The sequence below is a fragment of the Longimicrobium sp. genome (assembly GCA_036389795.1).
Classification (GTDB): Bacteria; Gemmatimonadota; Gemmatimonadetes; order Longimicrobiales; family Longimicrobiaceae; genus Longimicrobium.
This window is the reverse complement of record DASVWD010000141.1, coordinates 1-20,900: the sequence shown is the minus strand read 5'-3', so window position 1 is coordinate 20,900 and position 20,900 is coordinate 1. Positions and strand designations below refer to the sequence as shown.

At 72.1% G+C, this 20,900-nt stretch carries 19 protein-coding genes; 11 read left to right on the top strand and 8 right to left on the bottom strand.

What is annotated here, in order from left to right:
- Positions 1 to 87: 87 nt before the first annotated feature.
- Positions 88 to 1,569, bottom strand: coding sequence for an aminotransferase class I/II-fold pyridoxal phosphate-dependent enzyme (locus tag VF746_19315; GenBank protein HEX8694582.1), 1,482 nt, complete (start codon positions 1,567 to 1,569; stop codon positions 88 to 90).
- A gap of 196 nt (positions 1,570 to 1,765) precedes the next feature.
- Here VF746_19315 and VF746_19310 point away from each other — a divergent pair, with 196 nt between their 5' ends.
- The 4 genes from VF746_19310 to VF746_19295 all read left to right on the top strand — a co-directional run bounded on the left by VF746_19310 (position 1,766) and on the right by VF746_19295 (position 4,240).
- Positions 1,766 to 2,662, top strand: coding sequence for a pseudouridine-5'-phosphate glycosidase (locus tag VF746_19310; protein ID HEX8694581.1), 897 nt, complete (start codon positions 1,766 to 1,768; stop codon positions 2,660 to 2,662).
- Positions 2,659 to 3,231, top strand: coding sequence for a 5-formyltetrahydrofolate cyclo-ligase (locus VF746_19305; protein ID HEX8694580.1), 573 nt, complete (start codon positions 2,659 to 2,661; stop codon positions 3,229 to 3,231). Before VF746_19310 ends, VF746_19305 begins: the two co-directional genes overlap by 4 nt.
- 67 nt (positions 3,232 to 3,298) lie before the next feature.
- The gene (locus tag VF746_19300) at positions 3,299 to 3,853 is read left to right on the top strand and encodes a Panacea domain-containing protein (GenBank protein HEX8694579.1); all 555 of its coding nucleotides are present in this window, start codon (positions 3,299 to 3,301) and stop codon (positions 3,851 to 3,853) included.
- Positions 3,854 to 4,240: a hypothetical protein gene (locus VF746_19295; protein ID HEX8694578.1), complete on the top strand. Its 387-nt coding sequence runs from the start codon at positions 3,854 to 3,856 to the stop codon at positions 4,238 to 4,240.
- A 250-nt stretch (positions 4,241 to 4,490) separates the two neighbouring features.
- On the opposite strand, the gene VF746_19290 is transcribed toward VF746_19295, so the two are convergent.
- Positions 4,491 to 5,441 carry a hypothetical protein gene (locus VF746_19290; GenBank protein ID HEX8694577.1) on the bottom strand — a complete coding sequence of 317 codons (951 nt, stop codon included), beginning with the start codon at positions 5,439 to 5,441 and terminating at the stop codon, positions 4,491 to 4,493.
- Between the two features lie 186 nt (positions 5,442 to 5,627).
- On the opposite strand from VF746_19290, the gene VF746_19285 reads away from it, so the two are divergent.
- Together VF746_19285 and VF746_19280 are read left to right on the top strand one after the other, a co-directional pair.
- A complete protein-coding gene (locus tag VF746_19285) occupies positions 5,628 to 6,107 on the top strand; it encodes a flavin reductase family protein (protein HEX8694576.1) in 480 nt (159 codons plus the stop codon).
- On the top strand, positions 6,097 to 7,560 hold the full coding sequence (locus VF746_19280; GenBank protein ID HEX8694575.1) for a fused MFS/spermidine synthase: 1,464 nt from the start codon (positions 6,097 to 6,099) through the stop codon (positions 7,558 to 7,560). The genes VF746_19285 and VF746_19280 overlap by 11 nt, the downstream gene beginning before the upstream one ends.
- A gap of 238 nt (positions 7,561 to 7,798) precedes the next feature.
- On the opposite strand, the gene VF746_19275 is transcribed toward VF746_19280, so the two are convergent.
- On the bottom strand, positions 7,799 to 8,143 hold the full coding sequence (locus VF746_19275) for a hypothetical protein (GenBank protein ID HEX8694574.1): 345 nt from the start codon (positions 8,141 to 8,143) through the stop codon (positions 7,799 to 7,801).
- 206 nt (positions 8,144 to 8,349) lie between these two features.
- Between VF746_19275 and VF746_19270 the strand changes: the two genes are divergently transcribed.
- The 3 genes from VF746_19270 (at position 8,350) to VF746_19260 (ending at position 12,256) form a co-directional block, all read left to right on the top strand.
- Positions 8,350 to 8,565, top strand: coding sequence for a hypothetical protein (locus VF746_19270; GenBank protein HEX8694573.1), 216 nt, complete (start codon positions 8,350 to 8,352; stop codon positions 8,563 to 8,565).
- An 86-nt stretch (positions 8,566 to 8,651) separates the two neighbouring features.
- Entirely contained in the window at positions 8,652 to 9,812 is a 1,161-nt protein-coding gene (locus tag VF746_19265; GenBank protein HEX8694572.1) for an exonuclease SbcCD subunit D, read from the top strand.
- Complete coding sequence (locus VF746_19260) at positions 9,812 to 12,256, top strand: SMC family ATPase (protein HEX8694571.1); 2,445 nt, start codon at positions 9,812 to 9,814, stop codon at positions 12,254 to 12,256. Before VF746_19265 ends, VF746_19260 begins: the two co-directional genes overlap by 1 nt.
- 162 nt (positions 12,257 to 12,418) lie before the next feature.
- Here VF746_19260 and VF746_19255 read toward each other — a convergent pair whose 3' ends face one another.
- From VF746_19255 to VF746_19245, 3 genes are all read right to left on the bottom strand, one after another.
- Positions 12,419 to 13,060, bottom strand: coding sequence for a hypothetical protein (locus tag VF746_19255; protein HEX8694570.1), 642 nt, complete (start codon positions 13,058 to 13,060; stop codon positions 12,419 to 12,421).
- 381 nt (positions 13,061 to 13,441) lie between these two features.
- The gene (locus tag VF746_19250; GenBank protein HEX8694569.1) at positions 13,442 to 14,101 is read right to left on the bottom strand and encodes an IS630 family transposase; all 660 of its coding nucleotides are present in this window, start codon (positions 14,099 to 14,101) and stop codon (positions 13,442 to 13,444) included.
- A 509-nt stretch (positions 14,102 to 14,610) separates the two neighbouring features.
- Positions 14,611 to 15,021 carry a plastocyanin/azurin family copper-binding protein gene (locus VF746_19245; GenBank protein ID HEX8694568.1) on the bottom strand — a complete coding sequence of 137 codons (411 nt, stop codon included), beginning with the start codon at positions 15,019 to 15,021 and terminating at the stop codon, positions 14,611 to 14,613.
- A gap of 111 nt (positions 15,022 to 15,132) precedes the next feature.
- On the opposite strand from VF746_19245, the gene VF746_19240 reads away from it, so the two are divergent.
- Positions 15,133 to 16,722: a peptide chain release factor 3 gene (locus VF746_19240; GenBank protein HEX8694567.1), complete on the top strand. Its 1,590-nt coding sequence runs from the start codon at positions 15,133 to 15,135 to the stop codon at positions 16,720 to 16,722.
- 533 nt (positions 16,723 to 17,255) lie between these two features.
- On the opposite strand, the gene VF746_19235 is transcribed toward VF746_19240, so the two are convergent.
- The gene (locus VF746_19235; protein HEX8694566.1) at positions 17,256 to 17,888 is read right to left on the bottom strand and encodes a peptidoglycan recognition family protein; all 633 of its coding nucleotides are present in this window, start codon (positions 17,886 to 17,888) and stop codon (positions 17,256 to 17,258) included.
- Positions 17,889 to 18,042: 154 nt separating this feature from the next.
- Positions 18,043 to 19,602: a hypothetical protein gene (locus VF746_19230; protein HEX8694565.1), complete on the bottom strand. Its 1,560-nt coding sequence runs from the start codon at positions 19,600 to 19,602 to the stop codon at positions 18,043 to 18,045.
- A gap of 341 nt (positions 19,603 to 19,943) precedes the next feature.
- Between VF746_19230 and VF746_19225 the strand changes: the two genes are divergently transcribed.
- Positions 19,944 to 20,483: a GNAT family N-acetyltransferase gene (locus VF746_19225; protein HEX8694564.1), complete on the top strand. Its 540-nt coding sequence runs from the start codon at positions 19,944 to 19,946 to the stop codon at positions 20,481 to 20,483.
- The last annotated feature ends 417 nt before the right edge of the window (positions 20,484 to 20,900 follow it).

The window sequence follows — 20,900 nt, the reverse complement described above, 5'->3', positions numbered from 1 at the left end:
GGTTTTCCTCTGCTACCTCTGCTTCCTCTGCGTGAGGCTCGTAGGAGAGTCGAAATCCAGAACGTTTCTCTGCAACTTGGTATCATATCATCCGCTTCGCGCCGCCTCCTTGAGCAGCTCCCACGCCTCGCGGACGTGCTCCTCCGTCGTGCGCAGGTTGCCGACGGCCAGGCGCAGGACCAGGCGGCCGTCCAGCTTCGTGTGGCTGAGGAAGGCGCGGCCGGTGGCGTTCACGGCGGCCAGGATGCGCTCGTTGTGTGCGTCCGCCTCGGCCTCGCCCACCGCTTCCGGCCGGTGGCGGAAGACGACCAGCCCCAGCGGCACGGGCGCCGCCAGCTCCCACTCCGGCTCCGCCTCGATCCACCCCGCCAGCAGGCGCGCCAGCCGCAGGTGCTCGCGCAGCCGCGCCCGCACCCCCTCCACCCCGAAGTAGCGCAGCACGAACCACAGCTTGAGCGAGCGGAAGCGCTTCCCCAGCGCGGGGCCGTAGTCCATCAGGTTGGTGACCGCCTCCCCCTCGTCCGTGCGCAGGTACTCGGGGACGAGGCTGAACGCGCGCCGCGCCACCCCGGGCTCGCGGAAGTAGAGCGCGGAGATGTCCACGGGGACGAAGAGCCACTTGTGCGGGTTGACCACCAGCGAGTCCGCCCGCTCCACCCCGTCGAAGATCCAGCGCATCTCCGGCAGGATCGCCGCCGGCCCGCCGTACGCCGCGTCCACGTGCAGCCAGATCCCGTGCCGCTCGCAGAGGTCCGCGACCGCCGCCACCGGGTCGATGCTGCTGGTGGACGTCGTCCCCACCGTTGCCACCACGCAGAGCGGGATGATGCCGTCGGCGCGGTCCTCCTCGACGGCGCGCTCCAGGGCGGCGGCGTCCATGCGGAACTCCGCGTCGGCCGGGATCTTCCGCAGCCCCTTCGTCCCCAGGCCCAGCGTGATGCACGCCTTGTCGATGGACGAGTGCACGTGCTCGCTGGCGTAGACGCGCAGCCGCGGCAGGTGCCGCCCGGTCATCCCCTCCTCGCGCACCCCCAGCCCCGCCCGCTCGCGCGCCGCCGCGATCGCCACCAGCGTGGAGATCGAGGCCGTGTCGTGGATCGTCCCCCGGAAGGCGGGCGGCAGCCCCAGCATCTGCCGCAGCCAGTCGAGCGAGCGCTCCTCCAGCTCCGTCTGCGCCGGCCCCGTGCGCCAGAGCATGGTGTTGGTGTTGAGCGCCGCCGCCAGCATCTCGCCCAGGATCCCCGGCGCCGAGCCCGTGATGGCGAAGTAGGCGAAGAACCCCGGGTGGTTCCAGTGCGTCACCCCCGGCACGATCACCCGCTCGAAGTCGCCCAGCACCGCCGCCATGTCCTCGCCCGTCCTCGGCGGCGACTCGCCCAGCCCGGCGGCGACCTCGCCCGGCCGCACCCGCGCCAGCACCGGGTAGCGCCCGACCTCCGCCAGGTAGTCGGCGATCCAGTCGACAGCCGCGTGCGCGTGGCGGCGGAACTCCTCGGGCGGCATGTCGCCGAGCGGCGGCGCGGCCGGCGGGTCGGCGGGAGCGGCGGAAGCGGGCGCGAGCGCGTCCATGGGCCTCGTCCTGCGGTTTCGGGGGCTTGCGGTCTCCCCTAACTTACCGGCGCTCCGTCCCCGCCGCACGGTGGGCGGGAGTGCGAAGTGCGAGGTGCGAAGCGCGGATGGACCCGCGCGGCGCACGGCAGCCCGGGGCGCCGCGGAGCCCGCCGGCTGACCCCTGTCCCCTGTACCCTGTCCCCTGCGGTTTCGAATGATCCGCACCTCCCCGGAAGTCGCCGAGGCCCTGCGCGAGGGGCGCCCCGTGGTGGCGCTCGAGTCCACCGTGCTCGCGCACGGGCTCCCCCGGCCGCGCAACCTGGAGGTGGGGCGCGCGCTGGAGGACGAGGTGCGCGCCGGGAGCGCCGTCCCCGCCACCGTGGGCGTGGTGGGCGGCGAGCCCGTCGTGGGGCTGTCGCACCAGGACCTGGACTGGCTGGGGACCGCGCACGGCGTGCTCAAGCTCTCCACCCGCGACCTTCCCGTCCCCGTCGCGCGCCGGCTCGACGGGGCCACCACCGTGGCCGCGACCATGTGGCTGGCGCACCGCGCCGGCATCGCCGTCTTCGCCACCGGAGGCATCGGCGGCGTGCACCGCGGCGAGGCGAACGACGTCTCCGCCGACCTCACCGAGCTGGGGCGCACGCCGATGCTGGTGGTGTGCGCGGGCGCCAAGTCGATCCTCGACCTCCCCGCCACCCGCGAGGCGCTGGAGACGGCCGGCGTGCTGGTGGCCGGCTACGAAACGGACGAACTCCCCGCCTTCTACTCGCGCGAGAGCGGGATCGCGGTCGACGTGCGCGTGGACTCCCCCGCCGAGGCCGCCGACCTCTGGCGCGCCCACCGCGCCCTGGAGATGCCCGGCGCCGTCCTCCTCTGCGTCCCCCCGCCCGCGGAGGCGGCGGTCCCCGCGGCCGAGATCGAGGGGGTGATCCGCGAGGCGCTCGGGGAGGCGGAGCGGCGGGGCGTGCGGGGGAAGGACGTCACCCCGTTCCTGCTGACCACCGTGGCGCGGCGGACGGGCGGGCGCTCGCTGGAGGCGAACGTGGCGCTCTTGAAGAACAACGCGCGCGTGGCCGCCCGGGTGGCCGCCGCGCTGGCGGAGCGATGACCAAGGACGAGCTGCGCGAACGCACGCGCCGGCGCCTGAGCGGCATCCCCCCGGCGGTCCGCGCCGCCGCGGAGCGCGCCATCGCCGAGCGCGTGTGGACGGTCCCCGAGGTGGCGGGCGCCCGCTGCCTCCTCCTCTTCGCCCACCTCCCCGAAGAGGTGTCGACCGACCCGATCGCCGAGGAGGCGCTCCGCCGCGGGATCGCGCTGGCCTACCCCCGCACGCTCCCCCAGGGCCGGGTGATGACGCTGCACCGCGTCCGCGGCCTGGACGAGCTGACGCCCGGCCGCTACGGCATCCGCGAGCCCGACCGCGGGCGCTGCCCCGAGGTCACCCTGGAAGAGATCGACGCCGCGCTGGTGCCGGGGCTGGCGTGGGACCGCCGCGGCGGGCGGCTGGGGCGGGGGGCGGGCTACTTCGACCGGCTCTTCGGCGACCCGGGGTGGTGGGGCTTCCGCTGCGGGATCTTCTTCTCCTTCCAGGAGGCGATCTCCATCCCCACCGACCCCTGGGACGTCCCCCTCCAGGCCGTCGTCACCGAGCGCGAGGTGTGGCGGGCGAGTTCTTGATGCGGCAGGCAATTCCGAATAAATTCCGTATGCGGTGAAGGGGATTTCTTCCCGGCAGGGGGCCCGAATGCGTACACGCTTCCGCGAGGAAAGGACGACGCAGGCCGCCGCGAAGCTCCTGCGGCTGCGCGGAGGGAAGATGAGCCACCTCAAGCTCATCAAGCTACTCTACCTGCTCGACCGCGAGGCGCTGCTGCGGTGGGGGCGGCCGGTCACGTTCGACTGGTACTACTCGATGCCGCACGGCCCGGTGCTCAGCTACACGCTGGACCTGATCAACGGGGAGCGCGCGCCCGGCGAGCCGTCGTACTGGGGCGAGTACATCGCGGAGAAGTCGCACCACGAAGTCGGGCTCCGCGCCGGCAGGGAGTGCCCGAACGACCAGCTCTCACCCGCCGAGGAGCAGCTGATCGAGGAGGTCTTCGCGAGGTACGGCCGGATGAGCCGCTGGCAGCTGCGCGACTTCTCGCACACGCTCCCCGAGTGGACCGATCCGCGGGGCTCGTCGGTGCGGATCGAGCACCGCGACATCCTGCGCGCTGGCGGGACGAGCGAGGAGGACATCGCCCACATCGAAGCCGAGCTCGAAGAATCGGCGCTGGCCGACTCCGCCTTCGGATAAGTGCCGATCACCCGCGGCAGCACCTTCATCCTCACCCGCGCCACGGGCTCCGTCCCGCACCTGTGGGTGGTGCTCTCGGACCCCGCGGGCGACCCTCCCGAGGTCGTCATCCTCAGCCTCACCACGCTCCGTCCTCACTCGGACGAGACCGTCGTGCTGAACCCCGGCGACCACCCGTTCGTCCAGCACCCCACCTGCGCGTACTTCTCGGACGCGCGCATCGTCACGGTCCAGAGCCTCGAGCGGGCGCTGCGGCTGCGCCAGGCCATCCCCCAGCCGGACATGGACGCCGCGATCGTCGAGCGGATGCGGGACGGGCTGTTTCAGTCCCCGTTTACCATCCACGCGATCCGCGAGCGCTGCCGCGTACTCTTCGGGAGAAGCTAAAACAGCGCGATTCGGGCATGCCCCTCCGCTGCGCTCCGGGCCGGGCTGCGCGCGCCGTAGGGCATGATACCGCTGTGCCCAACGGCGCCGGGCCACCGCCGCCACGATACCCCCGTGGCGGCGGCGTCCCGGCCCTGTCGGGCGCGCATCCCTCATGCAAACCGCGAAACCGAAACCCTCTCCCGCAGTCTGGGAGAGGGTCGGCGCGAGCGCGGCGGGACGCCGCGCCGGGGTGAGGGCCCCCGGCGGTTTACCGCCGGCAGGGCTTGCCTTCCCACACCTTCTGCCAGCGCGCGCCGCGGTCCCCGGAGATCGCCTCGTACCACGAGTCGGTGGGGCCGAACACCTGCACCAGCATCTCGTTCCCGCCGCGGCGGTTCCAGTTCAGGTAGTCGATCAGCTTCGGGGCCACCTTGGGGCCCTTCCGGTAGTCGTGCACCTCGCTGTACACCGGGTTGTAGCCCGTGCGCTGCTCGTAGCTGGCCACGTAGAACACGCTCCACCCGTCCTGGTTCGGCGGCCCCACCGCCAGCTCGTCGCCCGAGAGGAAGGTGGTGGCCATCTCGGGGCTCCCGCCGGGGATCACGTCCAGCGCCTGCAGGTCGCGCTGGGCGCGCGTCCAGCTCCCGGGCCGCTGCATCCCGTTCGTCAGCACCAGGCGCTCGGTGACCAGGGGCGCGTAGCGGCGGATCGGGCCGCTCACCTGCGGCGGGCTGAACTCGCCCACCACCTGCGGCTCCAGCCCCCGCCGGAAGGCGATGAACTCCTGGTCGGCCGCGGCGGCCGCCACCGTGGTGGCCTGCCCCGCTCCCACCGGCACCCCGCACGTGGTGAGCCCCGCCGGGCCCTGCAGGGTGAAGGTCCCCACCGGCGCCCCGCGGCGGAAGAGCACGAACTGCGAGTTGGGCGGCAGCACCGCCTGGCGGAAGCGCTGCTCGAACGCCTGCGGGCTCACCCCCGCCGGCTTCTCGATGCCGCGCAGCGAGTCGCCCGAGACCTCGGCCACCGGGATGATGCGGTCCTGCCCGGCCGAGCGCACCACGTGGAAGACCACCGTGCCGCGCGGCAGCCCCAGGTTGGGGGCCTGCTCGGGCGCGGTGGTCACCTCCCCCGCGCCCACGGGCGGCGGCGGCTTCACCACGCGCACCTCGGCGCCCCCCCACTGCACGTTGTCGCAGGCGGACAGAGCGGTTAGAATCATCAGCGCCGCGGCGCGGGCGGTGCTACTCGGCGGTCTGCGCATAGGGTGTCGCGGGAAGTGCGTGGGGCGGACCGGGGCCGCGGCGCGGATCCGGTCCGCCTGCGTCGAAGGGCCCGGTCCCAGCAAGGAGCCGGCCAGCTTGCGCGCCGCGCGGACAGGTTACCGAGAATCCTCCCCTCCTGCCAGATGATCGACACCAGCGAGTTCCGCCGCGTGATGGGCCACTTCGCCACGGGGGTGGCGGTGGTCACCACGCTGCGGCCCGACGGCACGCCGTGCGGCCTCACCGCCAGCGCCGTCTGCTCGGTGTCGCTGGAGCCCACCATGATCCTGGTGTGCGTCGACCGCGGCGCCGACACGCACGGCTGCATCGAGGAGCGCGGGATCTTCGCCGTGAGCGTGCTGGAGGAGGGGAAGGGCGAGACGCTGGCGCGGCGCTTCGCCGACGTGGACGCCGACGACAAGTTCCGCGGCGTGGCGTTCCACGAGGAGCGCACCGGCGCCCCCGTGCTGGACGACGCGCTGGCCTGGCTGGACTGCCGGGTGGCCGAGCGCTGCCCCGGCGGCGACCACACCGTGTTCCTGGGCGAGGTGCTGGCCGCCGACAACGTGGAGGGCACGCCCCTCCTGTACTACCGGGGAGGGTACGGCCGCTTTGCCCCCTAGCCGCTTCCGCCGCCACGCGCCCGCGGTGCGCCCGCTGCTGGTGGGCGCGGCGCTCGGGGTGCTCGCCTTCGCCTCGGGGAGCCTGGTCCTCTACGAGGCGGGCGGGGTGCTGCGCGCCGCCGGGGGGATGGTGGCCACCTACGCCGCCGCCCTGGCCGCGGGGCTCTGGGCCGGCTCGCCCGGCGCCCGCCGCGACACGCCCCCCACCGGCCGCTGGGTCTTCGCCGGGGTGTCGCTGGGGCTGGCGGGCGTCATCGCCACCGCCTGGACCGTGTACCAGGACGCTGCCCGCGGCGGCCTGGCCCGCGCCGTCGCGCTCCTCTTCCTGGTGGGGCTCCCCGTCTACGCCATCGGCCTCCTCCTCCCCGCGCTGGTGGCGTGGGAGCGCCGCGACGACGACGAGGGCGAGGCCCCCGCGGCCGGCGCCGGGGGGACCGTGGCCACCGTCCTCGCCGGGGCGGCCGTGGGCGCGGGCGCGGCGGGGATCTTCCTCCTCCCGCGCTTCAGCCCCGGGCCGCTCCTGCTGGCGGTGGCGGCGCTGCTCACCTTCCCCCTCCTCTTCCCCCGCCCCGGGCGCGGCGAGGAGGGGGGCGAAGAGGTGCTGCACGAGGAGGAGACGCCCTTCGGCACGCTCCGGGTGACGGAGATCGTCTACCCCGGCAAGCGCCAGCCCGAGCGGCGCCTCTACCAGAACGACGAGATCGAGTCGGGCGAGCTGGTGCGCACCGGCGCGCCGACCTTCGCCTACATCGTGGCGGCCGAGCGGCTGCTGGCCGACCTGGCGCGCCCCGGCCAGGCGTACCTCTTCCTGGGCGGCGGCGCCTACACCCTGCCGCGCCGGGTGGCCGAGCGCGACCCCGGCGCCCGGATCACCGTGGTGGAGCTGGACCCCGAGGTCACGCGCGTGGCGCAGAAGTTCTTCGGCCTGCGCCCCGAGCTCGGGATCGCGAGCCTGCACGGCGACGCGCGGATGGTGGCCGGGCGGCTCCCCCCGGGCGCGTACGACCGCGTCTTCCTGGACGTGTACGACGGCGCCGAGCAGGTCCCCTACCACCTGGTGACGCTGGAGGCGCTGGGCGAGCTGGGGCGGCTGCTGGCGCCGGGCGGGCTGCTGGTGGTCAACGCGATCGGCGTGGCGGCGGGCGAGGGGGAGCGGCGCTTCTGGTCCACGGTGCGCACCGCGCGCGAGGCGTTTCCCTCGCTGCGGCTCTACTACCACCTGAGCCGCGACTTCCCCGACCGGCAGAACTTCCTGCTGGTGGCCTCGCCCGAACCCGACGCGGCGCTGCCGAGCGCGGCGGGGAGCTTCGAGTGGTGGCCCGAGCCCGACTGGCCGCGCCTTCCCACCGCCGTCTTCCGCGACCGCCTCCTCGGTGCCGACGAGCGCCGCGCCGCCGCCCCCGAGCGCGCCCCGTCGCCCGTCGCCACGCACCTGCGGACGGAGTCTCCGTGAAGAAGTGCTCCAGGCGCGTTCGAGGCTCCGAGAACTGCAATGCCTCACACAGAGGACACAGAGGAAAACGAGAGAAACAGCAGAAAAGTCTTTGCTTTTTCTCTGTGTCCTCTGTGTCCTCTGTGTGAGGCTTGGCGGAGCCTGCGGACTGCGCGGTGGTCGGTCGACGTGCAGGAAAGCGAGATCCCTCCCCCGCGGAGCCGCGGAGGAGGGATCGTCGCCGGTCGGACGGGAGAGGTCAGCGGGGCTTGTTGCCGCCGCGCTTCTTCTGCTGGCGCTTCTGGGCCTGCTGGAGCTGGGCCTGCATGAACTCCACCGCCTTCTGGCGCTGCTCCAGGTGGCGCTTCATCTGCTCGCTCTGCTTGAGCTTGGCGCCCTCGGCCCCCGTGTAGCGCGTGCGGTTCATGAGCCGGTTCAGCAGCTTCATGATGGGCCCGGAGACGTACTTCAGGATGAACGCCCTCCCGCGCTTCCCCTCCTTCTCGTAGTGGGTGATCGCGAACGGGAGCGCCTGCACGTTGTCCTGGATGGTGCGGTGCATCTCGGCGGCGGACCGCTTCTTCTTTTTCTTCTTCTCGGCCATCGGAAGGTCTCGCTCGGGCGAAACGGTTCGGTCGTGGGCTGTCGGAGGCGCCGGATTCCCGGACGGGCCGCCTGGTACACCCGCCCGCCGGTCCCGGTCCCGTCCCCCGGTTGCCGCGCCGCCCGCCGGGCGGTACGATTCGGGGGACCGGCACCCTACAGCGTCGCGGCCCCCGGCGCAAGGCGGTCTCATCCTCGGCGAACCCCATGATCCGGACCGATCAGGAGTACGAGCGAGCGCTCCAGTACCTCCAGAGAGATTCCGTCGCGATGTCCGCACAGCGCACGCGGCTTCTGGAGATGGGGATCGAGGGTGAAGAACTGGAGCGCGCGATGCAGCCGATGGAGTCCTTCCGGCAACAGGTGGTGGAAGAGATCGAGGCGTACGAGCGCATGAGACAGCCTCACCAGCGTCCCTCATAGTTCATCGCACATCGTCTCGCGTTCCGTGTACTAAAGCAGGCCCCTCGCCCTCACTTCGTCTTGCAGCAGTCTCGTCTGATCCGTCCGTGAGAATCGCCCATCTGGCCGACCTGCACCTGGGCTACCGCGCCTACCACCGCGCCACACCGCGCGGCGTCAACGTGCGCGAGGCCGACGTCGCCGACGCCTTCCGGCACGCCGTGGCCCAGGTCGCCGACCTTAGGCCCGACGTGGTGCTGGTGGCCGGCGACGTCTTCCACACCGTGCGCCCCTCCAACACGGCAATCGCCGAGGCCTTCCGCCAGTTCTGCGTGCTCACCGAGCGGCTGCCGGGCGTCCCCGTGGTGATGATCGCCGGCAACCACGACTCCCCGCGCTCGGCCGACACCGGGAACATCCTCGCCCTCTTCCGCGAGATCGACGGCGTCCACGTGATCTACGAGGACTGCCGCCCGGTGAAGCTGCCGAAGCTCGCGGCCAGCGTGCTCTGCATCCCCCACTGCACCCTGGCCGTCGAGCACGAGACGCGGATGGACCCCGACCCGGCGGCGAAGCACAACCTGCTGATGCTGCACGGCACCGTGCGCGGCGCCGAGGCCGACGAGAAGCTCCGCATCACCACCGAGTTCGGCGGGGCCGAGGTGGAGAACACCGCTATCGGGCCCGAGCGGTGGGACTACGTGGCGCTCGGGCACTACCACGTGGCCACCGACCTGGCGCCCAACATGTGGTACCCGGGCGGGCTGGAGCGCACCTCGGCCAACATCTGGTTCGAGAAGGGCCCCAAGGGCTTCCTCCTCTACGACACCGAGGCGCGCGCGGCCGACTTCCACCCCGTCCCCACCCGCGAGATCGTCGACCTCCCCAAGGTGGAGGCCGCCGGGCTCTCCCCCGCCGAGGTCGACGAGGCGATCGGCGCGCGGGTGGAGTCGATCGAGGACGGGGTGCGCGGGAAGATGGTGCGGCTGGTGGTCTACGACGTCCCCCGCTCGGTGGTGCGCGAGCTGAACCACAAGCGCATCCGCGAGTGGAAGGCCGAGGCGCTGCACTTCCACCTGGACGCCCGCCCGCCCGAGGTGCGCCGCCGCGTGGGCTCGGGCGCCCCCGTGCGCCGGCAGACGCTGCGCGAGCAGGTGGAAGGCTACCTGCGCCACCACTGGAAGCCGACGGTCAAGGAGATCGACCGCGAGCGGCTGGTGACGCTGGGGGTGGAGTACATCGACCGCACCGCCGAGGGGGTGGGCTGATGCGCCTCCTCTCGCTGCGCCTGCGCAACTTCCGCCAGCACGCCGACAGCTTCATCGAGTTCCGCCCGGGGCTCACCGGCATCATCGGCCCCAACGGCGCCGGCAAGTCGACGATCCTGGAGGGGATCGCCTGGGCCATCTACGGCGCCCAGGCCGCGCGGGGGACGAACGAGACCATCCGGTTCAGCCGCGCGGCGCCGCGCACCCGCGTGGAGGTGGAGCTGCGCTTCGCGCTGGGCGGCCACGAGTACCGCGTCTCGCGCACCCTCTCCAGCGCCGAGGTCTGGCTCGACGGCGGCCCCACCCCGGTCGCCGCCACGCTCGGCGGGGCCACGAACTACCTCCAGCATGCCATCGGCATGACGCGGGAGGAGTTCTTCAACACCTACTTCACCGGGCAGAAGGAGCTGCAGTTCCTGGCGGCCATGGGGCCGTCGGAGCGCGGGCGGTTCCTCTCCCAGGTGCTGGGCTACGAGCGGCTCCGGCGCGCGCAGGACCTGCTGCGCGAGCGGCGCAAGGAGATCCGCGCCGAGATCAAGGGGCTGCAGGCCGCGCTCGGCGACCTGGACGAGCTGGTGGCCGCGCGGCTCGAGGCGCAGCAGCGGATGGGCGCCGCCGTCGACGAGCTGAAGGCGGCCGAGCTGGAGACGGAGGAGGCGGCCTCGGAGCTCAAGGCGGTCCTGCCGAAGTGGGAGCGGGCGCAGGCCGCGCGCGAGCGCCACCGCGAGCTCACCCATACCATCGAGGCCGCCGAGGCCGAGCGCGAGGCCGCCCGCCGCGACCTGGAGCGCGCGGCGGCGGCGCTCGCGGCGATCGCCGGCGCCGAGGGCGAGCTGGCGCCGCTCCGGGCCGAGCTGGAGGCGCTGCCGGCGCTCTCGGCCGAGTGCGAGCGGCTCTCCGACCTGGCCCGCAAGGACGAGCGGCGCAAGGCGCTGGCCGCGCAGCTCGCGGAGCTGGAGCAGGAGCTGGAGCGCGGGCGTGAGCGGATGGAGCGGATCGGCGACGCGCCCGGGCTGGAGAAGAAGTTCGCCGAGGAGCTGGACCGGCTGCGCGGAGAACGGGCCGAGGCGGCCGGCGACCTGGAGGCCAAGAACACCGCCTGGCTCACCGACCGGCAGGACGCCTTCACCAAGCTGCAGGGGTACCGCGACCGCGGCCGCGAGCTGAAGGAGCAGATCAAGAACATCCGCGAGCTGGGCCCCGAGGGGAAGTGCCCCACCTGCGGGCGCCCCGTGGGCAAGGACTACGCGCGCCTCCTGGAGCAGCTGGAGGACCAGTTCCAGGACGTCAAGCAGGACGGCGTCTGGTGGAAGAGCCGCTACGAGCAGGTCGAGCACAAGCCCGCCGAGCTGCTGGAGCTGGAGAAGCGCGAGCGGACGCTCACGGCGCAGATCGACGACCGCACCCAGAAGCTCACCCGCTGCCAGGCCGCCGTGCAGGAGCTGGAGTCGCTCACCGCCGAGCACGCCGCCCGCGAGCGGCGCCGCGGCGAGCTGGCCGCCGAGCTGGCGGCGATCCCCGCCGGCTACGACCGAGGGGCGCACCGCCAGGCCGAGCGCGAGCTGGCCCGCCTGCGCACCGTGGAGAAGCAGGCCGCGCGGCTGGAGGAGAGCGTGGCCCGCCGGCCGAGCTGGGAGAAGGAGCAGGCGGAGGCGTCGGCGCGCGAGGCGTCGGCCGCGAAGCGCCACGGGGAGGCGGCCGCCGAGCGCGAGGCGCTGGGCTTCACCGAGGCCGAGTTCGTGGCCGTGCGCGCCGAGCACGAGGCCGCCGTGGAGCGCCACCGCCGCTGCGAGTTGCGCGCGAAGGAGATGCAGGGCGCCGTGCGCACCGCCGAGCACGTGCTGCAGTCCGCCCAGCGCGCCGAGGCGCAGTACCACGAGCGGGCCAAGGAGATCGCCGCGCAGGAGGCCGACCTCAAGCACCACGAGGAGCTGGACCTGGCCTACACGGAGCTGCGCGGCGAGCTGAACGACCAGGTGCGCCCGGAGCTCTCCGAGATCGCCTCGCTCTTCCTGGCCCAGCTCACCGACGGGCGCTACACGGCCATGGAGATCGACGAGTCGTACAACATCATGGTGCTGGACGAGGGCGAGGAGAAGCCGGTGATCTCGGGCGGCGAGGAAGACGTGGCCAACCTGGTGCTGCGCCTGTCGCTGTCGCAGATGATCGCCGAGCGCGCCGGGCACCCGCTCTCGCTGCTGATCCTGGACGAGGTGTTCGGCTCGCTCGACGTGGCCCGCCGCGACAACGTGGTGCAGCTCCTCCACCACCTGGAGGACCGCTTCGAGCAGGTGGTGCTGATCACGCACATCGAGGGGATCCGGGAGGGGCTGGACCAGGTGCTGCGCGTGGAGTACGACGAGCGCACCGGCACCTCCCTCGTGCGCGAGGAGACGTTGGGCGGCCCCGAGTTCTTCCCCGAGGCCCCGATGGCGGCGGACTGAACGGCAGGTGCCCAGTGCCTGGTGCCCAGTGCCCAGGAACTGCGAAAACGCAGCTGTGGATCGGAACGCACAGCGGCCCCGGGATCAACTCCCGGGGCCGCTGCTCTCGCCTGGTCTCCGCGCCGAGCTACTGGGCACTTGGGACTGGGCACTGGGCACTTATCAATCCGTCCACGTCCGCGTCACGTCGACCGTCTGGTTGCAGAAGGTGCCCTTGAGCGTGTAGGTGTGCGTGGCCGGGTCCCAGGTGGAGACGAGGTCGATGGCGCAGGTGCCCGACTGGCCGGTGCTCCGCGACCAGGCGAAGCTCCCCTTCTTGGTCGCCGTCCCCACGCCCCGCACGCCGTTGGTGACGCTGTGGCTGGCCGTGATGGCCGTGTTGGGGTTGCCGTTGACGGTGATGGTGACGCCGTCGCGGCGGCCCTGGAACACGCAGGCGTTCTCGGTGCGCGTGGCGTTGAAGGTGTGGCTGCCGCTGCGCGTCTCGCGGTCGCGCGTGTCGGTGATGGTGCCCGCCAGCGTCACGCTGCCGCCCAGCGGGCAGGCGCGGGTGCGCGTGAAGGTGGTGGTGGTGGTGATGGCGGCCGCCAGCGCGCCGCCGGCCTCCTCGGGCGAGAGGCTGAACGACGGGGTGCCGAAGCTGCCCAGCATGGCGGCGTCCTGCGCGCCGATCTCGGCGGCCAGCGCCTGTGCCTCGGCGGGGGACAGGCCCTCGTCGGGGGCGGTGGCCGACTGGTCGCACGCCGCGGCGGCGAGGGCAAGGGCCGCGGCGAGCGCGCCGGGGACGAGCGTCTTGCGAAGCATGGGCGTCCTTCCGAGTGGAGAGTCCGTTTCCCGGCCGCGGCCCGCGCCGCGCCGAACGAGCGACCACGGCTTACAGCGCCTCCGCCCGGAGCGTTGGGGCAGACTTCTCCCGGCGCCCGCGGCGGGTGGATCGCGCCTGTCGGCAGGACAAGATACGCGGAATGTGCGCAACGGGTTAGAGGTACTGCTGGAAGGAGATGCTCACACGGACCCTCACGACCAGCGCCGCGCTCCCTCTCCCGAACTCCGGGAGAGGGAAGCACTCCGGCGCTCCGCGCGACGAAGCGGCGGGCGAGGAGCGAAGGGGTCGAGCGGTTGAAGCCTCGCGGGGTTTTGCGAGGCTTTCTGCCGTTGTTGCCGCGGCTTATGCCGATTGAAAAACTAACCCGGTAATAAGCCAACGTGCCGCAGCAACCCGGCATTGGGTCTCTGCAGTTCCGCCAGAAACTGGTCTACCCGGCCGCGCAGCGTGGCCCAAGCGTCGGAGAACCGATGCAGTCGAAGCACTTCGTCCTTGAGCTTGTCCCAGAGCTTCTCGATCGGGTTGGTCCACGGCGCGTACGTTGGGGTGTTCAGGAGCGTGATCCTCGCCTCGGCGGCTGCCAGCAGCACGTCTCGATGGTAGTGGTTCGGCCAGTTGTCCCAGATCACGACGATCTCCACGTCCGGCCCGTAGTGCCTGCGCAGCTGATGGAGAAACGAGACGAGTGCCCGCACCCCGATCACACTCCGGGTCATCGAGCAGACCTGCCCGTCGGTGATGTCGAGCGCTCCGATGATGCGCCGCTTCGTATTCGAGCCGGGCGCCTGCTGCACCGTCGGCTGAGCGGTTCCGCCACCGCCGCGTCCATACCAGTTGCAGCCCCGCTCCGGACGACGGTAGAAGGTCGTCTCGTCAACATAGACGACCTTCACCCGCTGAGGATCGGCGGCGGCCCGAGCCCGTGCGGCTGCAATCGCCGCGAGCTTCGACGCGTACTCCGGATCGGGGCTGACCAGGTGCAGCCGTCCTACCTTCCAGGCGATGCGCCAGCGCTGCATTCGCCGCAGGACCCGGAGTCTGTCGTGATCTCGCTCAACTCGGGGCAGAGTTGGCGAATCAAGGCCAGGCTCCAGCGAGGAGGCAGCGCTGGCACAACGGGCGCCGACCAACACTCCGGCGGCTGGTGGAGCCGCTCCAGCAACGCCTCGCGCGCGGCGTCGTCAGGGGGAAAAACGCCGACGGCAGGGTGGCCTCACGCGCAGTTTACGGTACTCGTCATAGTAGTCGAGCCAGCCGTAAACTGTGTCGGGATCCCGACATCGCAGCAACCCCGTGCGGGCAACCGCGTGCGGAGTCTGGCCATCGGCGATTTTCAGCAGTGCCGCAGCTTGCTCTCGCAGGTAGGCACGTGGCTCCCGATCCCGACTCCGGATCAGCTCGTCTCGCTCCTGCGGGCTCAACACGAGAGTGCGTCGCTTCGGCAAACTGTCTCCTTTGTTCAGTTTGCCTCGCAAACTCGTGTTACCGACTTAGATTGTCAATCAGCATCAGCCGCCTTCGACTCCCCCTACTGCACGACGACGACGCCCGTCATGCCGTCGAGCCGGTGCGGCTCGCAGTGGTAGTTGTAGGTGCCGGGCGTGTTGAAGGTGTGGTCGAACACCTGGTTCTGGGTGGTCAGGGCCTGGCTGGTCCACGCCCCCGGCTGCGCGGCGTTGTCGGGGGTTACGGTGTGCCCGAGGGCCGCGTCGTTGATCCAGCGCACGGTGGTGCCCGGCGCGATGTTGACGGTGGCGGGCGAGAAGCGCAGGCCCGCCGTGAGGTGCACGGTGACCGAGTTCCCCGGCGGCGGGGGCGGAGGCGGCGGGGGCGGGGTGATGCCGCCGCCGCCCCCGCCCCCGCCTCCGCCGGAGCACGCGGGGAGCACCAGCGCCAGCACGAACAGCGCGGGAGTCGCGGCGCGGACGAAGCGGTTCATGGGTCCCTCCCTGGTTGCGGGTTCCGGGGCGCGGCGGAAGCGCCGCGTCCGTTGAGCGATGCGGTGTTTGTGGTTAGATTTCCCGGTCCTGAACCAGCCGCGAAGCGAAAAATGGATCGACTCAGCGACGAGGTCCGCCGGCGGCGGACCTTCGCCATTATCAGCCACCCCGACGCGGGGAAGACCACGCTCACGGAGAAGCTCCTTCTCTACGGCGGGGCCATCCACCTGGCGGGGAGCGTGAAGGCGCGCCGCGCGGCGCGCCACGCCACCAGCGACTGGATGGCGATGGAGCAGGAGCGCGGCATCTCGGTGACCAGCTCGGTGCTCCAGTTCGGCTACGGCGGCTTCCAGGTGAACCTGCTGGACACCCCCGGCCACCAGGACTTCTCCGAGGACACCTACCGCACCCTGATGGCGGCCGACAGCGCGGTGATGCTGCTGGACAACCGCAAGGGCGTGGAGGAGCAGACGCGCAAGCTGTTCGAGGTGTGCCGGCTGCGCCGCACTCCCGTGGTCACCTTCGTGAACAAGTGCGACCGCCCCGGCGCCGACCCGCTGCAGCTGCTGGACGACGTGGAGCGCGAGCTGGACATGAAGTGCTACGCCATGACCTGGCCGATCCACGCCGGCGACCGCTTCCTGGGGGTGTACGAGCGCTCCACGCGCCGCGTGCACCTCTTCGAGCGCGGCGAGGACCACGGGCAGACGCGCGCCGGCGGGCGGGTGCTGGACTTCGACGCCGACGATCTGGCGGGGGAGCTGGGCGACGAGGCGCTGGGGAAGCTGCTGGACGACCTGGAGCTGCTGGAGCTGGCCGGGGCGGAGTTCAGCCGCGAGGCGTTCCTGGCGGGCGAGGTGAGCCCGGCCTACTTCGGGAGCGCGCTCACCAACTTCGGGGTGGAGCCGTTCCTGGCGCAGTTCCTGGAGCTGGCGCCGCCGCCCACCCCGCGCGAGGCCACGGAGCGCGAGGTGCGCCCCGAGGAGCCGGCGTTCACGGGCTTCGTGTTCAAGATCCAGGCGAACATGGACCCCAAGCACCGCGACCGCATCGCCTTCGTGCGCGTGTGCAGCGGGCGCTTCGAGGCGGGGATGCAGGTGAAGCACGTGCGCACGGGGCGGCCGATCCGCCTGGCGCAGCCCACGCAGTTCCTGGCGCGCGAGCGCACGCTGGTGGAGGAGGCGTGGCCGGGCGACGTGATCGGCATCCACGACCGCGGGACGCTGCGCATCGGCGACACGCTCTCGGCGGACGGCGACCTGGAGTTCGCGGGGATCCCGCGCTTTTCCCCCGAGCACTTCGCGCGGGTGCACGTGCCCGACCCGATGCGCCGCAAGCACCTGGACACGGGGCTGCAGCAGCTTTCCGAGGAGGGGGCGGCGCAGGTCTTCTACGCGCAGTCCATCACCGGTCCGGCGCCGATCGTGGGGGCGGTGGGGCGGCTGCAGTTCGACGTGCTGCTGCACCGCTTGGAGCACGAGTACGGGGTGAAGGCCCGCCTGGAGCCGATGAGCTACACGCGCGCCCGCTGGGTGGAGGGGCCGATCCGGGAGATCGAGCGGGTGGCGGGCGGCGGCTACGGGCGCGCGCTGGTGTACGACGCCAAGGAGAGGCCGCTCATCCTCTTCGACAGCGAGTGGACCATGCGGACCACCATCGAGCGCGAGAAGGAGCTCGGCTTCCACGACGTGGCGCCGTAGCGCGGCCGGGCCGGCGAGCCGGGGCTGGGTCGGGTTCACGCCCGGTGCCGCGGCAAGCGCCGCTCCCTCCGTCACGGCGTGACGGGTGTGGCGTGTAACTGAATCCGTTGCAACGGATTTCTCGGGAGGCGGGGAAACAGATGAGAGAACGCGGAGTGTCCCGGCGTGGGACACTCCGCGTTTTCACGTCTCGCCGTGGAGCACGGGTCCCGACGGGCCCTCTCCCTGGCGCCGCTACCGCGTCGCCACCCTCTCCCAACTTCGGGAGAGGGTACTTCAGGGGGATCGGTGCGGGGACGGGCGGTGATGCCGGGTGTCCCCCGTCCCCTGTGTTCCCTGTCCCCTGCCGTTGCGTGAGGGATGCGCGCCCGGAGGGCCGGGACGGCGCCGCCACGGGGGTTGTGTGGCGGCGGCGGCCCGGCGCGGTTGGGCAGCGTGGTTTGCTGCCCTACCGCGCGCGCAGCCCGGCCCCCTTCAGGGGGACACGCCCGAACGAGCAGTTCAAGCGGTTCCGGTCCGCGGCTCCGCGTCGATCACCCGCTCGGCGGCGGGACGGGGCTGGGGCGCTGCAGGTCCTGGAAGCGCTTGGAGCGCTCGGCGAAGAACTTCTGCGTGCGCGCCAGGAAGTGGTCCCACGGGAAGTCGGGGCCCGGGTCCATGTGGTCGGACTTCTTGAAGACCTGCGACACCTGCCGGTGGCCCACGATCCCCTTGCTGACGCCGTCCTTCAGCTCGTCGTTGGTGAGCTGGCGCACCGGGATGTTGTACTTGAGGCAGTACTGGGCCGTGGCGTCGGCCGCCTTGTCGAGCATCAGGATGCCGTAGGGGTCCAGCCACTCGTGGCGCTTCTGCCGGGCGAAGCCGGCCAGCTCGAGCTGGATGCCGTCGTGGTTGGCGCCCGGCGCGGCGAAGGCCACGTCGTTGTCCAGCACGCACTGCACGATGCTGTCGTTGTCGATGCACAGGTGCGCGGACGCCTTGACGGGCCTCCCCTTGGCGTCGCGCGGGTCCTGGAAGTAGCGGGCGACGTTCTCGGCGGTGCTCCCCTTCTCGGGCGCCTCCATGTCGTGGATGACGACGAGGCGCACCTTGCGCTTCTCCCGCACGTCGGTGAACCAGCGGGCGCGCACCACCGGCCATGCGTCGGTCTCGAACTCGTGCTCCATGCGGTCTCTCGGGGTGAAGGGTGGATCGGGATCCGTCGTGACGGGCTCCGGCGCGGCCGCGGGCACCCCCTCTCCCCGGCCCTCCCCCCGCCGCGCGGCGGGAGGGAGCGCCGCGCGTCCGGGGCCGGGGAGCGGGTGCTTCGATCCTGCCGCGTCACCGCTGCCGGGCCGAGTCGGGCAGGTGGTGCCCGGGGATCGGCTGGATGACGGTGGTGGGGCGCCGCTGGTCGCGGTTCGGCACGCCGCGCTCCAGCGAGAACAGCGGCAGCATCGACGCCGGCCGCGGCTTGGCCATCCGCAGCAGGAAGCTGAAGTCGGCGAAGACGGAGTCCTTCCGCACCGTGTCGGGGAGCGTGTACGCGTACTGGTGGCACCCCAGGCACGAGGAGCCCTGGGGGATGTAGCTCTCCAGCGCCGTGTTGCGCAGCACCAGCGGCACCGGCTCCAGCTTCGACCGGGGGTCGCCCGACATCCACTGCGTGCCGATCAGCCGGTAGTGGCGCCAGACGGTGGCGCCCATCCGCCCCACCCACAGGGTATTCACGCTGTCGGTCATGGGGACGATCGGCTCGGTGCGGGTGATCTGGTTGCCGAACCTCCCCTGGACGGCGTAGCGCCCCGCGTACGGCGGGACGGAGTCCCACAGGAAGGTGGTGTCGCGCGTGGCCGCCAGGTGGAGCGAGTCGTTGACGGCGCAGCCGGTGCACGCGGCGTTGTAGAACGACCAGCGCGGGCGGTCGGCGCCGCACTGCGCGCCGGGGGCGGCCGAGTCGGGGCAGGTGGGGGCGTTGTCCTCGTGCTCGAAGGTGGTCCAGATCCAGTCGCCGAAGAAGCTGCGCGTCTTGTGGACGATGTGCAGCCCCACCAGCCCCACCTGCACGTTCAGGCACATGTCGCGCCCGGTGGCGCTGTTGCGCGCGGGGACGTACACCACGGCGCGGCGGGTGTAGAAGCGCGTGGTGTCGTCGCCCCGCTCGGGCTGCAGCACGCGCCAGGCGGCCTTGACCTCGATGGCGCCCACCTGCCCGCCCGCGGCCGAGTCGGCGTTCTGGTAGTAGCCGGCCGTGAAGGAGAGCGCCTTCCCGGCCGTGTCGGCCGCGTACTGCCCCTCGGGGGTGTTCAGGCGGTGCGTGCGCAGGTACTCGACGTCGGCGGGGTTCAGCTTCTTCTCGTAGAGCGCGAAGTTCACGTTCACGTCGGCCAGGGGGCCGCCCACGGCTTCATCGAAGTCGCCGTCGGGGTCCACCACGTCGCCGTTCTTGGCCATCTGCCCCAGGAACTTCTGGCCCGGGCCCACGTTGCACGGCGTGGGGCGCCCGGAGCCGTAGACCTCGGCCGCGTCGAGGTAGGTCTCCCACACGCGCGGCGCGCCGGTGCTGTCGGTGAACGACGGCAGCGGCGCGCCGTCGGCCGACGCGGGCCAGTTGAGCGCCACGAAGCTCTGCCACGAGAAGGTGTCGAAGTGCCGCTGGTCGCGCGCGTTGAACCCGGTGTAGCCGGCCAGGATGCGCACGATCACGTCGTGCGGGACGAAGGAGCAGAGCCGGTTGACGCCGGGGAGCGCGCAGGGCGGGTTGGCGGTGTCGGTGGGGAAGGTGTCGCCGGACGCGATGGCGGCCCCTTTGGCGGGCGCTCCGCCTTCGTCTTCCGTGCACGCGGAAGCGACGAGCAGCGCCGCGACGAAGCTCAGGAGGACGACGGGGGTGCGTTTCATGGCGGGAGCTCCTGTGAGGGGTGGGCCTGCACGTTCGCACGGCGGCGCGAGGAGAGCGTCCGCCGGTACCGCCGCCGGCGCGTGCGGTGGGGGCGCCGGTCCCTCGGAGAACGGAGATGCTCCGAACGAAGCCGCGCTCCCGGGTGCCGAGGCGGCCGGGGGCGCGGTACCACAGGAAGCGTCGTCCAGTATACGGCGCCGCCCGCGCGGGCGGAAGCATCCCGCGTGGTGGGCTCTCGCGGGCATTCGCGGTGGCGGACGCCGGGGTCTACGGGCAGATTCGTACGCGCCGCGACCCGGCACTTCGCACTTCGCACTTCGCACTTCGCACTCAGACCCACATGCCCGACGCGACCACGTCCCTCGGCCGGCCGGCGTACCGCATCGAGACGCCGCGGCTGGTGGTGCGCTGCTACGACCCGGCCGACGCGCCGCTCCTGAACGAGGCGATCGCCGGCAGCCTGGAGCACCTGCGCGCCTGGATGCCATGGGCGATGGGCGAGCCCGTCCCGGTGGAGGAGAAGGCGGAGCTGCTGCGCCGCTTCCGCTCGGACTTCGACGGGGACCGCGACTACGTCTACGGGATCTTCTCCGCGGACGAGGCGCGCGTGCTGGGCGGGACGGGGCTGCACCGGCGGGTGGGCCCCGACGCGCTGGAGATCGGCTACTGGATCGGCGCCGACCAGCAGGGGAGGGGGCTGGCGGCCGAGGCGGCGGGGGCGCTGGTGCGGGTGGGCTTCGAGGTGATGCGCGCATCGAGATCCACTGCGATCCCGACAACGCGCGCAGCTCGGCGGTGGCGCGGCGGCTGGGGTTCACGCACGACGGCACGCTGCGCCGCCGCCTGGCCGCGCCGCAGGGCGCCCCGCGCGACGAGATGATCTGGAGCCTGTTCCCCGACGAGTACCCCGCGAGCCCCGCCGCGCGCACGGAGGCGCGGGCGTTCGACGCGCTGCGGAGGCGGGTGCTGTGAGGGAGGATGTTTACAAATCCGAACTATAGACACGCTGTCATCCTGAGGGCGCACACACCGAAGCCGCGTCTGCACGAGAGCTCGTGCGCCCGAAGGATCTGCGGATGGGGACTCGCGCGTCTGCCAGACTCACGCTCGGACCCAGCCCGCAGATCCTTCGTCGCCGCCCGAAGCTTCGTCACTTCGACGATTCCGCGCGGCGGCTCCTGAATAGAAACTACGGAGCCGGGGTCGCGCTCTTCAGGCGGCCTTCCGCAGTTCCACCTTGTAGCCGAGCCTCTCCAGACGCCGCTGCAGGCGTCGCGCTACGCGCTCTCCACCCTGG

Excerpts from the sequence above, each read along its gene's own strand:
- VF746_19315 (HEX8694582.1), bottom strand. The coding sequence starts at position 1,569 with ATGGACGCGCTCGCGCCCGCTTCCGCCGCTCCCGCCGACCCGCCGGCC.
- VF746_19310 (HEX8694581.1), top strand. The coding sequence starts at position 1,766 with ATGATCCGCACCTCCCCGGAAGTCGCCGAGGCCCTGCGCGAGGGGCGC.
- VF746_19305 (HEX8694580.1), top strand. The coding sequence starts at position 2,659 with ATGACCAAGGACGAGCTGCGCGAACGCACGCGCCGGCGCCTGAGCGGC.
- VF746_19300 (HEX8694579.1), top strand. The coding sequence starts at position 3,299 with ATGCGTACACGCTTCCGCGAGGAAAGGACGACGCAGGCCGCCGCGAAG.
- VF746_19290 (HEX8694577.1), bottom strand. The coding sequence starts at position 5,441 with ATGATTCTAACCGCTCTGTCCGCCTGCGACAACGTGCAGTGGGGGGGC.
- VF746_19285 (HEX8694576.1), top strand. The coding sequence starts at position 5,628 with ATGATCGACACCAGCGAGTTCCGCCGCGTGATGGGCCACTTCGCCACG.
- VF746_19275 (HEX8694574.1), bottom strand. The coding sequence starts at position 8,143 with ATGGCCGAGAAGAAGAAAAAGAAGAAGCGGTCCGCCGCCGAGATGCAC.
- VF746_19270 (HEX8694573.1), top strand. The coding sequence starts at position 8,350 with ATGATCCGGACCGATCAGGAGTACGAGCGAGCGCTCCAGTACCTCCAG.
- VF746_19260 (HEX8694571.1), top strand. The coding sequence starts at position 9,812 with ATGCGCCTCCTCTCGCTGCGCCTGCGCAACTTCCGCCAGCACGCCGAC.
- VF746_19255 (HEX8694570.1), bottom strand. The coding sequence starts at position 13,060 with ATGCTTCGCAAGACGCTCGTCCCCGGCGCGCTCGCCGCGGCCCTTGCC.
- VF746_19250 (HEX8694569.1), bottom strand. The coding sequence starts at position 14,101 with ATGCAGCGCTGGCGCATCGCCTGGAAGGTAGGACGGCTGCACCTGGTC.
- VF746_19245 (HEX8694568.1), bottom strand. The coding sequence starts at position 15,021 with ATGAACCGCTTCGTCCGCGCCGCGACTCCCGCGCTGTTCGTGCTGGCG.
- VF746_19240 (HEX8694567.1), top strand. The coding sequence starts at position 15,133 with ATGGATCGACTCAGCGACGAGGTCCGCCGGCGGCGGACCTTCGCCATT.
- VF746_19235 (HEX8694566.1), bottom strand. The coding sequence starts at position 17,888 with ATGGAGCACGAGTTCGAGACCGACGCATGGCCGGTGGTGCGCGCCCGC.
- VF746_19230 (HEX8694565.1), bottom strand. The coding sequence starts at position 19,602 with ATGAAACGCACCCCCGTCGTCCTCCTGAGCTTCGTCGCGGCGCTGCTC.
- VF746_19225 (HEX8694564.1), top strand. The coding sequence starts at position 19,944 with ATGCCCGACGCGACCACGTCCCTCGGCCGGCCGGCGTACCGCATCGAG.